The organism is Sphingobacterium pedocola (assembly GCF_015209965.1).
GTDB classification, from domain to species: Bacteria; Bacteroidota; Bacteroidia; order Sphingobacteriales; family Sphingobacteriaceae; genus Sphingobacterium; species Sphingobacterium pedocola.
In genome coordinates, this window is record NZ_MU158692.1 from 68,849 (window position 1) to 83,432 (window position 14,584).

At 46.0% G+C, this 14,584-nt stretch carries 7 protein-coding genes; all 7 read right to left on the reverse strand.

Going from position 1 to position 14,584, the window contains the following annotated elements; genetic code table 11:
* Nucleotides 1–18: 18 nt before the first annotated feature.
* The 7 genes from C4F40_RS18540 to C4F40_RS18570 all read right to left on the reverse strand — a co-directional run bounded on the left by C4F40_RS18540 (nt 19) and on the right by C4F40_RS18570 (nt 14,584).
* Entirely contained in the window at nt 19–1,206 is a 1,188-nt protein-coding gene (locus tag C4F40_RS18540; protein ID WP_196940916.1) for a DUF4998 domain-containing protein, read from the reverse strand.
* A gap of 33 nt (nt 1,207–1,239) precedes the next feature.
* Nucleotides 1,240–2,421: a DUF5000 domain-containing lipoprotein gene (locus tag C4F40_RS18545; protein WP_196940917.1), complete on the reverse strand. Its 1,182-nt coding sequence runs from the start codon at nt 2,419–2,421 to the stop codon at nt 1,240–1,242.
* Between the two features lie 53 nt (nt 2,422–2,474).
* Nucleotides 2,475–4,370 (reverse strand): RagB/SusD family nutrient uptake outer membrane protein, encoded by a 1,896-nt coding sequence (locus C4F40_RS18550; protein ID WP_196940918.1) that lies wholly within the window; start codon nt 4,368–4,370, stop codon nt 2,475–2,477.
* A gap of 11 nt (nt 4,371–4,381) precedes the next feature.
* Nucleotides 4,382–7,579: a SusC/RagA family TonB-linked outer membrane protein gene (locus tag C4F40_RS18555; protein WP_231390135.1), complete on the reverse strand. Its 3,198-nt coding sequence runs from the start codon at nt 7,577–7,579 to the stop codon at nt 4,382–4,384.
* 253 nt (nt 7,580–7,832) lie between these two features.
* Entirely contained in the window at nt 7,833–10,247 is a 2,415-nt protein-coding gene (locus C4F40_RS18560; protein WP_196940919.1) for a serine hydrolase, read from the reverse strand.
* A 13-nt stretch (nt 10,248–10,260) separates the two neighbouring features.
* Nucleotides 10,261–12,342 carry a S9 family peptidase gene (locus tag C4F40_RS18565; protein ID WP_196940920.1) on the reverse strand — a complete coding sequence of 694 codons (2,082 nt, stop codon included), beginning with the start codon at nt 12,340–12,342 and terminating at the stop codon, nt 10,261–10,263.
* 19 nt (nt 12,343–12,361) lie between these two features.
* Complete coding sequence (locus tag C4F40_RS18570) at nt 12,362–14,584, reverse strand: penicillin acylase family protein (RefSeq protein WP_196940921.1); 2,223 nt, start codon at nt 14,582–14,584, stop codon at nt 12,362–12,364.

The window sequence follows — 14,584 nt, forward strand, 5'->3', positions numbered from 1 at the left end:
GTGCTATAGCTTTTTTTATTAAGGTCTTGAAATCTTGAATTCAATTCCTAATGTTCCGTAGACACCAGACGTAGCCGGAGGCACCGAAACGACTTTAATCGCTACGTAAAGATCTCTATCCGAAGAGTGAAGCAGAATAACATCATCGACCAACAGTCCTGAAACCCGATTTAAGCCTGTAACAGCTGAATTCTCATAAGCAGCAACCATCTGGCTTCTATCCATCTCGTCTAACTCATTATACAGTGCAACCGCTGCCGCGCCCCTGTTTAGTTTTAATCGTGCAACATTACGAACGGGCCAAAAACCTATCGCTGATTGCCAATTAGCCGCAAATGCTTCAAATCCTGTACCATCGATCGTAAATAAATTAGATCTCGATCCCGCGCCCAGTGTGTAGCACATATCTATATCCGTTCCTATCGGCCTTGGTATATTGGCTTCAAGAAATACTCTAATGAAGTTAAAATCGATGAATTCTGCATTAGCATACTCTCTGCTCACTAAAGTTAGGGAGTTTCGCTTTGTCGCTATCAAATCTACATTAACCGGATCTGTATAAAAATACTCAAAGGCATTGGGATGCGCGCGAAATACGGTTCTTACCGAAATTGGCTCGTTTGGATCAGCATCTTGGAACGTACTTACTAAAGTGGACGAACGTGAAAAAACTTGCTGTTTCGCCCCTGTATTGTCTGTAAATTCGACTTCGACACCAAACAAAGACTCCGATGACATGGCATTCCACACAAGCGCTATGGAATCAGGGAACACAACACTGTGACTCAAGATCCTATCTTGTATTGTACTTCTAAAGGCATCTCCAGAAACTTTGGTGCTCAATTCCATCGGGAGCGAGCGGTACCCCTTTCTGTCTGTAGTATAGGCGTTAAACACATAATCGCGCTCTTCTAAATTATCAATTATAACGGACTGACTTTCCATATCGTGATCAATGGGAAAAACCAACGAGTCTGTCGTATTCCATCGAATGATCAAATCTCTGGCTTCAGCGTCCTTTGGTGTGAGCATCCCAATCTGTACACGCAGATCACCAGGCTGTACCCAAATCGAATCAGGCTTGCCAATATATGTCCGCTCTATGATATAATCTTTATAGTGATGGTCCATTTTTGTACAAGAGGCTAAAAAGATCACTCCTGCACAAAAAATGCCACCGATTATCGAAATACTATTCTTTCTCATAACATTTTTATTTCTAAGCTGTTATTGTTATTACTATTTTATGGGTCTTCCCCAAAACTCCAGTTCCGGATAATATACCTGCGTCCGTGGTTCCCATGTAGCCACCGTCTCTATACGGATATAGCGCACCCCCTGTATGCCCAACGGGAAGTCAAAATCATTTCCGGCTTGCGCGGCAGCTAAATCCTCTTCCGTAAGCCCCGCATTAAGCGTAGTGGGCGGTCGTTTTGAAGGTCTCCAATCATCCCATTCACCCAGTAGGTGCCAGTTATCAAAATCGGGGTCTAGCGTAGTATTTCCCCAGATACGGATATGTTTTGCATTGGCAGATTGATAATAGAGGTTCAAGTTCTGCCAGTATTTAAACCGGCTTAGCTGATACGTATTGAGGAGATCGATCGTAATCGTTTTTGGCCAGACCGAACTGGCTAAAGAATAATATCCGTCTGTCCATGAGGATTTGATTCCATCAAACAGACGCCTCAATCCATACGAGGCCTGACCTATGGCATCTCCCGTCATGACAATCTGATTGAAATTCTGATGGGTCAGAGGTAGTTTAATCTCTTCCCAAGGCTCGAATACAGCACTTATTGTATCACTAAAATTTTGCCAAGGGTCTCGGGTGTAAACTCCGAACTCTGTATTCACAGGGGCCTGTCCGCGAAAATTGAAATTAAAACTCTGGCTTTCCGTAAAGAAAACTTCCACATCCACCCATTCTCCGCTAGTTGGATCCTTCTTAACTATACCAATCATGAGCTGCGCACTCGTCGGGTTCGCTCCTTTTACTCGTCCTCCACCCCAGTCGGCGGCAACATCCAATTCGGCCAACACCGTTTGATAGGGCGGGGTTCCTGGATGTACCGTAATATAGACAGGTGCAGACTCTTGTTCGTCTTTCCCTACCGCATAGAGCGCTACGGAATATTCCCTGGATTGCGCAAAACCATCTACCAACAATTTATTGTCGTATTTAGACGCTTTCGCTTCTCTTGTCAGACCATGCTCTAACGTGTAGATCGCCTTTACGTAGGTCGTGCGAGGGTCATCGAGCTTAAATTTAATTGCTGCAGCACCTGGCAGGTTTTCAATGCTATACTGCGATAAGGCATTTGGCGTATCCCCTACGAAGAGGGGCCCGTGCTTCTCCTCCTGACAAGAGAACAATGCAACGAGCGAGAAGAAATAAATCAATAATTTTAAAATTTTCATAACACTATTAATAACGATGTATATAAAAGTAATCTATTTTCCATCAAGAGCCCCTACCATCCCGGGCTTTGAAGCAGGTTCTCATTGCGTTGCAATTCGTACTCGCGGATTGGCATAAAGTAATCCCGCTTTCTGAATTGACGTTGGAATATCACCGTAAGCTTGTAAAACTCCTCAGGCAAAACACCACGCTTATCCCATCCCAAAATCGGTTGACTTAAGATGGTCTCTGCTGTCTTCCAACGCAATAAATCCCAATATACCTGCGATTCGGTATTGAGCTCAATCCGACGTTCTTGGCGTATGATATCCTGCAATCCGCCTTTGGTACTGTACTTGCCTTGTTGGTTAGAATACAGATCCCAAGATTCTTCTACAGTTGGGACACCAGCTCTAGTACGGATAGCGTTCAGATAATAGAATACCTCTTCACTAGGCCCGCTAAATTCGTTTGCAGCTTCAGCATACAAGAGGTACAATTCCGTTAAACGCATATTCGGGAATAAGTAACTCGTTACGAAATAACTGCTTCCTTCCAAATAATTTTGATAGTTGATCGGTTTTTTCGGATAGTAGCCAGTCGGTGAATGAGCAGACGTTTCCCGCACTGACGAATAACGACCGCCCCTGATTTCTAAATGAAAGTTCGCCTTATCGTCATATATACCCTGACCGTACCATATACCGCCATCGAAACCGATATTGGCATAAAATCGAGGCTCGCGATGAAAGTGGAGCTTAATTGTTTCATACCCCTCTTTCACATGGTGGTTATTTTGGACATCTCCAATACGAAAATCATACCGTCCGTTATAATCCCAAGTTTTATCATGTTCGATCGGCAAACCTTTATCTGTATAGAACATTTCGACGATCTGTAATGGAGGTCCATAAGCGCCCGCAGTACTCGCACTGGTCAGAGTTGGACTCCAAGAACGCGGTGTTATCGCACTCTGTTGCGCATTTCCGCCGGTATTAGGCCATATCACTTCGCCATTGATATTGGCGTCTCTGGTGGCAAATGCTTCCCGTATGTTCAATTCAAAGAGCGTTGTATCGGAAAGATTCAACGTTGGTCCGGGCTGAAACTCATAGAGCTTCATACCAATTTCCGTAGCGTTGTCAATGGCCTCTTTCGCAGCGATCATCGCTCTTTGCCACTTTTCAGCCGAGTAGGTCTGGTTGAACAAAGGACCCAGTTCAGGATCGATATAATCGGCATAATCCGTATTCCCGTTAAATAGTGGGCTGGCCGCTGTCGCCAGCACCTTTGCTTTTAGCCCCCTAGCCATTAACGCATTAATTCGGCCATACTCTGGTCGATCAATCTGCTGTAAAGGTAGATTAGGCAGGTAAACTAACGTCTCGTCCAAAAGTTCTACAATATAGTCTACACACGCGTCTACGGGCTGACGCCGGACACGTACCTCCGACATTTCCGCATCGCTCTCCAAGTTCTCCTTAATCAACGGAATAGGTCCGTACAGTTGCATTAAAAAGAAATGGTAATAGGCTTTTAAGAACTTAACTTCAGCTGCCCATTGGTCGCGCTCTGGTTGTTGCATATCGGGAACCTGCTGAATATTCTCCAGAAAAATATTACAGTCCCGGATGGCCTGAAACATATCTTTTCCACCAGCCCTTCCTTCCCAATAATTCAATAGGGGCTCTGATACATTTTGCTGTCCCATAACAAACTGGGAAGTATTGGTTGCATTAAAAGCCAAAGGCCACATTTCGAACCCCGCGAAAGACGGACTTTGCGAGGTGAGCTGTCCATGTTGTGGCAAATAAGAATAGCAGGTATATAGGTACCGCTTGGCTTCGATCCGTAAAGCAAACGAATGCTCGATCGTTCGCACATTATCCGGCACGACATCTAGGTAGTTACATCCTGATAAGCCTTGTAAGGTTAAGAAAACCAGTGATATTTTTATAAATTTCTTCATCATCATCTTCTTTAAAAGTCCATTTTTACACCTACGTTAATCACGCGTTGAATGGGATATCCCAGACCATTGCCAGCCATTTCTACATCCCATAATTTAAACCGACTAAAGGTCAGCAAATTAAGCCCATCACCATAGACACGTAGGGACCCAAGACCAATCCTTTTTAACAGCCCTGTCTCCTTTTTTTCAAAGGTATATCCAACAGTCAACTGCTTGAGTCGTAAAAATTCCCCATTTCGCATCCACCAAGTACTTGTTACCTCGTTGTTAGGATTCCCCGCTTGCGAACTTAATCTCGGAAAGAGGGCATATACATCCCTGTTTTCTTGAGACCAATGGCTATCCGCATAGACCTGCAGGACATTATTCTGAATATCGCCCGCTACTGTTTCTTGATCGTATATATACCTGCGGAATGGCCCGGTAGCTGCCGGATCAATAAAAAAGGACTCTCGGGCTAAGCCTTGGAAAAAGATATTAAAGTCAAAGCCTTTGTATCCCAAAGAAATACCAAATCCGTAATTGATTTCCGGTACAGTGGGATATCCCAGCGGAACTTGATCCAAGGAGGTAATCTTACCATCTCCATTGACATCGACATATTTAATATCTCCAGCCATAGCAGGCTTACCTGATACACTTCCCCCAAGCTGCTGTTCAGGCGAGTTGCGTACTTCTTGATCGTCGATAAACAGCCGCTCAGCAATATATCCCCGGGCTATATTGATTGGATATCCGGCACGATAAAGCCAAGGGTACTCATAGGGAGGCTCTTCATAAACCTCGAATTTACTGGTGGCATAGGTAAAGTTTGCCATACCTTGTATCCACAAACCGTTATAAAAACTCTTCTTGTAGCTCGCAGACATATCAATGCCGGAACCTCTTGCTTCGCCCATATTGGCATATATAGAAGCAGCCAATCCCATCGTGGCGGGAATATCAGCTCGCGGCATAAATATATTTTTTCGCTGTTCGGTAAACCAATCAGCCTGTATCTCCACGGCGTTATTAAATAGCCCCAACTCAAGAGCAACATTAGACTTATAGGCGGTCTCCCAAGTGATATTAGGATTTGGATAGCGACGAACAGCAACTCCTGCCAACGATTCGTCCTGAGCGGGACCAAATACCCAACCAGGACCGGCAACAATTTCAGACATATAATAAAATCGTTGATCAGGTGCACCAATCGCATCATTTCCCACCAGACCATAAGTACCCCTTAGCCTCAAGTTCGATATTACAGGTTGCATCGACTCAAAAAAGTTTTCCTTAGACACATGCCAGGCTACTCCGACAGAAGGAAAAAAGCCGTACCGATATTCTTCCGAGAATCGCTCTGAACCGTTGTAACCGAAGTTGGCCTCTACATGATATTTACCTAAGTAACCATAGGTAAATTTACCCGCTACACCGAGGTTTCGATGTGGCAGAGACAATTGAAGGCTACCTGTATTGCCGGCAAGCTCGCTGTTCATGGTACCTACCAACAAACCGGTAACCGAATGCTCTCCGAATTTACGTTGGTAATTGGCTATGCCCTGTAAAAAAAATATAGAAGTTACATCTTTTCTACCTAGGTTAACATCATATTCTAGGGTTTCTCTACCTGTATCTTGATTATGCAGCGTATACAGATTATTGCCATTATTATCTGCTCCGCTATATTCATATGTGAATGGAACGTAAGATCTGCCTATCTGATAATAGGCATAACGTTTGGTTGTTACACGTCCTGTAAAAGATAATCCCTCGGTAACGACGTCTAATTTTTGGTTCAGCTCAAGTTGGGCCTGCATCCTAGATTGAGAATATTCACGGTACCCCTTGACCATCTCTGCATAGGGATTCAAAAATCGACCTTCGTCGGCATTGCCAAACATGATGTGATTCAGATACTTGTAGTTTTCTCCCGGCTCGTAATAAGGCTGGAATCGTGTCGGTACGGCTCGCATAATATCACGGTATGCCTTCGTAGCGCTCTGCAAGGGACCAATATAGTCATCAAAGGTACCGCTCAAACGGACAATCAATTGGGTCTTTTCCGTTAGATTGATATTAACATTACTCAATAGTGAATACGTTTTGAGATTCACATTACTATTAAAGTTGGACACCTGAGGCACTTTTAAAATACCATTGTCTTGATTGAACGCCCCAGAAACATAATATTGCGCAATGCTCCCACCTCCCCTAACGCTTAAATTCGCCCGTTGGTTCATCGCATAGTTGTTCAGCAGTTCCTTTTGCCAATCCACAGCTGGATATTCCAAGGAACCTCCGGGCGGTGTAAATTCTATTTGTCGTTGGCTATAGTCACCCCTTGTCAAAGGGTCTCTACCCACTGTTGCCTCATTAGCCAGTTTCATATAGGTGATCGGATCGACCATCTCTACATTACGTGTAGCTGTGGAAAGCGAATTTTCGAGACGAAAAGATACACTGAGGGTTTCCCGGCGGCCTACTTTGGTCGTGATCAATATGACGCCGTTTGCACCGCGGGCACCGTATAGCGCGGCAGCAGAAGCATCCTTTAAAATGGAAAAACTCTCGATATCATCCACCTGCATCCGCGCTAAGTCAGTAGTCGTGGACTCGACGTTGTCAATCAAAATAAGCGGATCTACTTTGTATCCGAATGTCGTAACACCTCGAATAAAAAAATCAGCATTATCTGCACCCGGTTCCCCCGATCGCTGAAAACCGATGACCCCTGCCACCCTACCGGCAAGAGCCGTGGTAAGGTTACTGGAAGGAATTTTTAGATCTGAAGGGTTGACCGTGGTAATCGCACCAACGACATCCTCCTTTCTTGCCCGTTGGCCGAAGGCCGTGACCACAGTTTCTCCGATCAGGTTGGATGCTTCGGCAAGTCGGACATCGATCTTGGTTTGGCCGGCCACCGTGATCTGCTGTTGGGTGAATCCCACCATACTAAAAGTCAAAACCGCATCTTTGACAAATTCATTAGGTATCGCCAAAACATATCGACCATTTTGGTCTGTTGTGGTTTCAATCCCGGGACGAAGCCGTATGGTAACCCCCGGCAGTGGAGCCCCTAGCGTGTCGGTAATTTGTCCGGTAACTTCTAAGGGATCTTGCAATGCAATCGATATACCGCTAACATCTTTCTCCCTCGCCATTGACGTGGAGTGAAAACTGAGAACTAACCCAAGCAGCAATAAAAAAAGCCATTTTTTCATAAGCTAGATTTTAAATTAATAAATATGGTTGTCAATATTATCCCTTAAAAGACAGAGATTTACATTTGGTTAGACAAGTATAAGAAATAATTTCTGACTTATGCATGATATTGTATTTTTTTTAAAAAAAACGCAAAAAAAAATATTAAATCTCCATAAATCAAGCTATAAAAATGCTCCATTGCATGTATAAGCATCTTTGTGCAACTAGTTTTATTAAAATCGAAATAACAAGCAGGACTATTCTCTGCCCTTACTTGTCTGAAAAATAATTATAAAATTGCCGCGACACATCCGCTAATGTCTTCTTCACGATGTTATCTTTCACATTTTCAGAGAGCAGCACGAGCACATACGCCCGTCCATTAGGCAGGTACACGATTCCCGAGTCGTGAAATATTCCATCTATCGACCCCGTTTTGTGTGCCACTTGAACCTCTTCAGGCAACTGTGCCGGAATAACACTATTGAATTTCTGTTCCTTTAGGATTTCGATCATTCCTTTACTTGCGGGCTCATCGATCATCGTACCTTTGGCAATCCGATCGAAAATAAGCATCAGATCGTACGCAGTAACCTGATTATTCATTCCTTTCTGGAAGGCCTTAGTATCTTCGACGCCGCGCAATACCTGAATGTCATTCGCTCCAATGCTTTTCATCGTCTTCATCACATTCTTAGCACCAACCTGATCTATGACAATATTAGTCGCAAGATTGCTACTCTCCGTAATCATACGGAAAATAAGATCCTGCCGGGTTATTTTTGTACCTACCCGCGCATATAGGTCGCCCTCACTATCGGTATTGACCGGCAAAGAAAACTTGCTTTTGTCGACAATACTCTTGAAGTTGTTATACACCGTAATCGAATCTGACAATGAAAATTTCCCTTCAGCGGCTTGTTTAAAAGCTTCTACCATGACAGGCGTTTTCATCGTACTTGCTGCATGAAACATTTCCTGTGCATTGAATAACAGCTGCTCTCCGGTCTGCAAATCCATAAATGCGTAGGCAAATCGGCCTTCCGGTTGTTTTGCCAATATTTTCTGAATCCGCGATTTCAGATCGGCCGTGTCCAGAATGGCACGCGTATCAGGAGTTAGTGATACCCTTCCCAACGTACCTCGACCGCCAGATCGCTCCCCAACAAAACGTCCTTCGCGAATGGACTTGTCGGCATTCAGTACAAACGTCAGGAAAGGCCCCTCTCCACGATCCGGATTGTCGTATACCAATCGGAACATATCCCCATGGAAGTATTGTAACTTACCGCAATACTGGGGCGATTTGGCAAAATCGAGCCGCAGTGCCGAGTCGCCCGCGAGGCTCACGACTACACGTCCGAAGATGTCATCACGATACACGCCGGCATAGTCTTTCAAAGGCAGCGAACGCTTGAGCATCGGATCCGGCAGCACCGGCTTGACGTTACGTCGTGTCGAATCTTCCTGCCCTTCTGAACGATCAAGTTGTTTTTTGTAACCGGCTATCCAGTCAAAGGATTCGGCCCCTAGGTAGTAATCGAGCACCTGGTTGATGATCGCCCAATACGCCCCCGAAGAAAGCTGATTCGTCAATACCACCACACCGAGCCGCTTTTCGGGCACCATCGCGATCTGCGACACAAAACCGGTGAGTAACCCGCCGTGGCCTACCACTTGCTCGCCACGGTAATCATACGTACGGAACCCCAGCGCATATCCATAAAAATGCTTTTGATTGGGCCTTAGCCATTCCGGTTCTTTACTGATGGGCATGGTACGCACAATTTTCCAAAGCTCGCGGGTAGCGGTAGGCTTGAAAATCCGACCATTATTGGGTGTACGTCCTGAATCCAGCTGTGTAATCAACCAATTGGACATATCGACAGCAGAAGATGCAATGCCGCCAGCCGGATTGCCATTGTCACCGATATTACTATCAAAGTAGTTCTCAACGACACGCAGCTTCCCGTTGCGCTGCGTATGCGCATAGGCTATATTGGGTTGTTTCTTCAACGTCGAATATCGGTTAATACTATTGTGCATGCCAACCTTATCGAAAATTCGGACCTTAACAAAATCTTCCCAAGACATACCAGAGGCAGCCTCAACCAATTCGCCTGCTGCCACGTATAAAATATTGTCATACGCATATACTGATCGGAAATCATGAGCCAACGGTACATCTTTGAGCTTCTCCAACAATTCTCTGCGACTGAAGGTAGAAGGCGGGAATAGGAGAAAATCATTTGTATAAGCAGGTAGTCCACTGTGATGCACCAACAAATCCCGCACCGTTAAATGTGTCGTTACATAATTATCCGAAAATTTGAGATAAGGAAGGTATTTCGTGACCGGATCCTCCCAACCGAGCATGCCTTCTTCCACGAGCATAGCCAATGCTGTCGCCGTGAATGCCTTACTATTAGAGGCGATCGTAAATAAGGTATTTTCATCAACCGGATCCGGACTGTCCATCCGCTTTACGCCATATCCCTTGGTCATCAACACCTTACCATCCTTTACAATACCTACACCAACTCCTGGTACATTAAACTGCTCTAGCACTCGATTGATATAGTTGTCTAAATCCGGAGGAAGATCCGAGCCTTGTGCCATCGCAAAACTTACCGAAATACTACAAAAAAGCAGCATTAAACTTTTTCTTAGCTTACTGGTATTCATAATTTAGTATCTATTAGGGTTTTAAATATTTTTGAAGAAAATCGGCTATCGCTTGATCCACTAACACCTGATTTTTGTACAACATCCAATGGTGTGTATCATCAGGTACAACAATGGCTTCAAAGGGTTTTCCTTTTTGCTCGAACCGTCTAATGAGATCTGTTGTTTGCCCGAAATCGACATTGGCATCATCATCTCCATGGATGAATAACACGGGAGACTTCCAGCTATCGACGTAGGATATCGGTGAAGATGTTACGGCTAGTTCAATCGCTTTTGCCACATCGGGAGCGGGTTCTGCACTGGATGAGGAGGTACGACCGATGTAATTATGCACACCATGGATATCTACACCCGCTGCAAACAGATCCGAATCTTTACCCAAAGCTAGCGCCGTGAGGAACCCGCCGTAAGAACCGCCATACACCCCTATCCGCTTATGGTCAACTTGAGGTAAGGCCGCCAGCCACTCGCCAGCTGCTTTGATATCCTGATATTCGGAGGCTCCATATCTTCCCGCAAATGGGGGCCTATGAAAATCAAATCCATAGCCTATCCCTAAGCGGTAGTTTACCGAAAGGACGATAAAGCCGCGACTGGCTAAATATTGATTCAATGCATAGGTATTGGAATAATAATCGCCATAATGCCAACCTAGCAGCATCTGCCGTTGGGGACCACCATGGATAAACACGACCGCAGGCTTCTTGCTACTCCCTCCTTTCGGCTCGAACAGCTGCGCGTAAACCGTCACACCATCCTCGGCTTTAAACTCGACACGTTTTGGCACCACCAAAGGGGCGTTTGCTAAAGAGGCTGGAATCAAGTGTTCGCCGAGCAGTCGTATATCTCCTTTGGAATTAGGCCAGGGAAGTACTGCGGGTAGAGATGGACGCGTGGCCGTAGCACTAAGAAATATCAGATGCTTTCCGTCCCCCGTAGTGGTTGGATACGTTTCTATACCAGTTCCCGGGGTGACGACCTGCATATTAGCTTTATCTACTGCTGTACGAATGAGGTGCCTACGGTCAATATCGTCGGCATCCGGCCCTGTATTTGCACTTGCCAAAAGCCAACTCCCGTCGGTCGAGGGCTTAACATGTTCCACCATGAAATTACCGGGTGTTAGTAGCATAGCTTCGCCTCCGCCTTCTGGGATCGAATACAGGTGTTGCCAGCCATCATGATACGACAGAAAAGTGATCCGTCCTTTGCTTGACCAAAACAGGTTGCCACCTGGCGCAGAACCTTCCGGCGTTTTCGGAGAACTCCACAGCTGCTTGAGATGCCCATCGGCTACATTTGCCTTCCAAATGGACCAGGGACTGATCGTCGGAGCCAAGATCGAATCGGGTGCTCCGCCACCTGCCTCTCTTTTAATAAAAACAATTTCCTTCCCATCTGGCGACCATTTTGGCGATCCATAACGGGCAAAAGTTGGGGAGATCCACTGGATAGGTGTTTTCTTATCACGATACACACCAAGTAATGAATGACCACCACGCGAGGAGATAAACGCCAAGCTCTTCCCATCTGGCGACCAATCCAGAGAACCAATGGATCCACGTGCATAGAACAGCTGTTCGGCTTTGCCCGATCCATCGATCGGACATACCCACACCTGCCCTTGGCGTGAAAACGACACCCGCTTACCATCAGGCAAAATTTCGGGGTTGTCTGCATCTACGAGCAGCCTTGGTTCACCGCCCTCGAAGGGCATGCTCCATATCTGAACTTTCGTAGCAACCGGCAGGGAGGCTGGATTACGCGGCGTACTCGAATTGGAGCCGCCATGGTCGCCTCCTTTAACAAAGACCACCCACTGCCCGTCGGGGGAAAGCTGTAGACTCGTGATTTCATCGCCCAGATCCTCATCATAAGCCGTTCGTTTACGGAGTTCGAATTGGGGCCCTTCGGCCACATAAATGTTGCGGCGCCCTTGTTCGTTAATAGCCACCGCTATGCGGTTGCCTGTAGCTGCAGATACCAATTCGGAAGGGAATGGATACGAGGTAAATTGTTCCATGGTAAGCTCCTGAGCCCAAATGAGGCTATTTGTGCAAATCCAAAGAAGGAGTAAAATCAAATATTTCATAAGTTATATTGTTAATTAATTATTCTGCCTTACCCGGGCGGTATTCTTTAAGAAGCTGTTGCTTGACGGCTTCCTCCGTAAACGCCACCGGCTTCAATTTGTCATTAGCGAACAACTCCAGCTGATCGTTATAATGAGGGGAATCCGTTTGGTTACTTTGTCCGTAAGCCAACACCGAATATGCACGGGGCGTATCACCGAATTCAATGGCTAGTATCCAGCAGTCACCTCCGCTCACTTGACGTTTCTGTTTGTGCTCTTGATGTGTTTCGAAGTTCAATACCCTGAAATTACCCATATCGCCGGAACCGCCGCCTACAGGATATTCCTTGGATCCCATACGCGCCCGATGAACATCCCCCCAACGAACGTCCCACGATCCAAATTGCCTTTTACAGCTGTCTACCGCCCATTCGAATGCATCAACAGCACGGGATGGACTGGCCAGTCCATTGGGTGTAGTGGTAGGGCGCTCTGGAGACCAAGGCTCGGCAAACAACGAATCTGCTTCGGCAGAATATCCGGCTGAGACAGGTGTTGAGGGTACCGTGTTTCCACCGTTTGAGAGCCTTAAATAACGGTGCCACCAAATCTCGAACAACAGACCTCCACGGCTATCCGCTGCTGATGTATTATCCCATCCATCCAAAAGGTCTATTGCTTTGGCTACTTCCCCTGTGGCTCCGACTCGCTTTACTGCAGCGACCAAATCGTCCTTTACCCGATCAGCAAGCAACATACGCTTGCTATGTTTCTGCCGGATAACATCCTCCAACGAAAACTTACGCTCGTTGGCAATTAATTCAAGCGAATGCTGACTTCGTAAACGCAGCTTCGGTTCAGGGAAATTAACCGGAAAGTCCGCCGGATCAAATATGGCATTCAGATTGGTATAGTGGAAGGGATCATTTTCGTTACGAAGATATCCGCCTTCAGGATTGGTCAATTGAGGTAGCTCATCCCACGGAACCAATGTTTTCCAGATCTGATCGGTACGTGTTGCCAAAACGGCTACCGTATCTCCACCTGACGGATGAGGTAAATGTGGTACCATGGCATTCCATACGTAAAAAATATTACCTTTCGCATCTGCGTAGGTAAAGTTAGAAGTTGTCTTGGCGTGTAATCGCATTGCTTCCTTCCACTCGTCGAGATTACGGGCCATCATCATCCGTAAAAACTGCTCGCTGGTTCGGTATTCACCATCTCCGGCAGCTCGGATGATATAGATATGGCGTTCGTCACGATGGATGACAGGACCAAAAGGCGTGGAAACAAATTCCCGCTTCGCCTTCCCGACAGCATCTCCATCCTTGTACGCAACAGTTACTTCCTTCTTTTCAAGTGGATGTGCTATACCGTCTAGCAGGAAATGATCTGGACGGCCAGAAACGATTTCCAATGCATAAATTTCATCAATATCCGGATAATTGTTGGTCGTAGACCACCCTAAGTGTTCGTTGAATCCGCCGATAATACCGATGGGACTACCGATGCGAAAATCACCGTAAAAATTGAGCTTCCCCGGTACAACCATATGTGCTTCGTAATAACCGGCACCCCAGGATAAATGTGGATTACGAAGTAAAATAGCCTTTCCGGAGGTGGTGCGGCTTGGTGCCAGTGCCCAAGCATTGGAGCCATCATCGGGATGACTTTTTTCATCTCCTATCGGCAACCGGGCCCAAACGGCGTAATTTGTTTCGCTTTCCAACGTATGCCGCTGTTTCTGCCGTTCGATAAAACGCTTGACAGCTGCGTTACTGTGTCCCCCTATCCCCTTGGCGTGCACATCAGTTCCCGAGAAATTGGGTTTCATCCAGGTAGGGAATTCTTTCGGATGTAGCGTTATGTAACGATTTACGCCCTCGGCAAACCCTTCCAACATATCGCGTGTATCGACGTGTAACAACATAAACGTTTCGGAAGCACGTGCATGTCTCTGAAGTGCGGCTGCATCCTCGTCAATTTGCATTTCTGGGTTGCGAGCGGTATGGTAACGCCCCCACTCGCCCCGTGCTTGCACTAAACCATCAACCACCTGCGTTCCGTAATCTTCTAATTGAAGGTAGCCCATTGCATAACCCGCTGCTCGCAGGTTATCCGCATAAATGTGTGGTATACCAAATGCTGTACGCCGGATGATAACCTGATCCGACAACGATTGAGCAGAAACAATAGATGGAATGCTGAGAAAAAATAACCACAACATAGATATTCCTATTACGAGCCTATATTTCAT

What these genes read in the sequence shown, in the direction of transcription:
- C4F40_RS18555 (WP_231390135.1), bottom strand. Translation starts at nt 7,579, where the DNA reads ATGAAAAAATGGCTTTTTTTATTGCTGCTTGGGTTAGTTCTCAGTTTT.
- C4F40_RS18550 (WP_196940918.1), bottom strand. Translation starts at nt 4,370, where the DNA reads ATGAAGAAATTTATAAAAATATCACTGGTTTTCTTAACCTTACAAGGC.
- C4F40_RS18565 (WP_196940920.1), bottom strand. Translation starts at nt 12,342, where the DNA reads ATGAAATATTTGATTTTACTCCTTCTTTGGATTTGCACAAATAGCCTC.
- C4F40_RS18545 (WP_196940917.1), bottom strand. Translation starts at nt 2,421, where the DNA reads ATGAAAATTTTAAAATTATTGATTTATTTCTTCTCGCTCGTTGCATTG.
- C4F40_RS18570 (WP_196940921.1), bottom strand. Translation starts at nt 14,584, where the DNA reads ATGAAATATAGGCTCGTAATAGGAATATCTATGTTGTGGTTATTTTTT.
- C4F40_RS18560 (WP_196940919.1), bottom strand. Translation starts at nt 10,247, where the DNA reads ATGAATACCAGTAAGCTAAGAAAAAGTTTAATGCTGCTTTTTTGTAGT.
- C4F40_RS18540 (WP_196940916.1), bottom strand. Translation starts at nt 1,206, where the DNA reads ATGAGAAAGAATAGTATTTCGATAATCGGTGGCATTTTTTGTGCAGGA.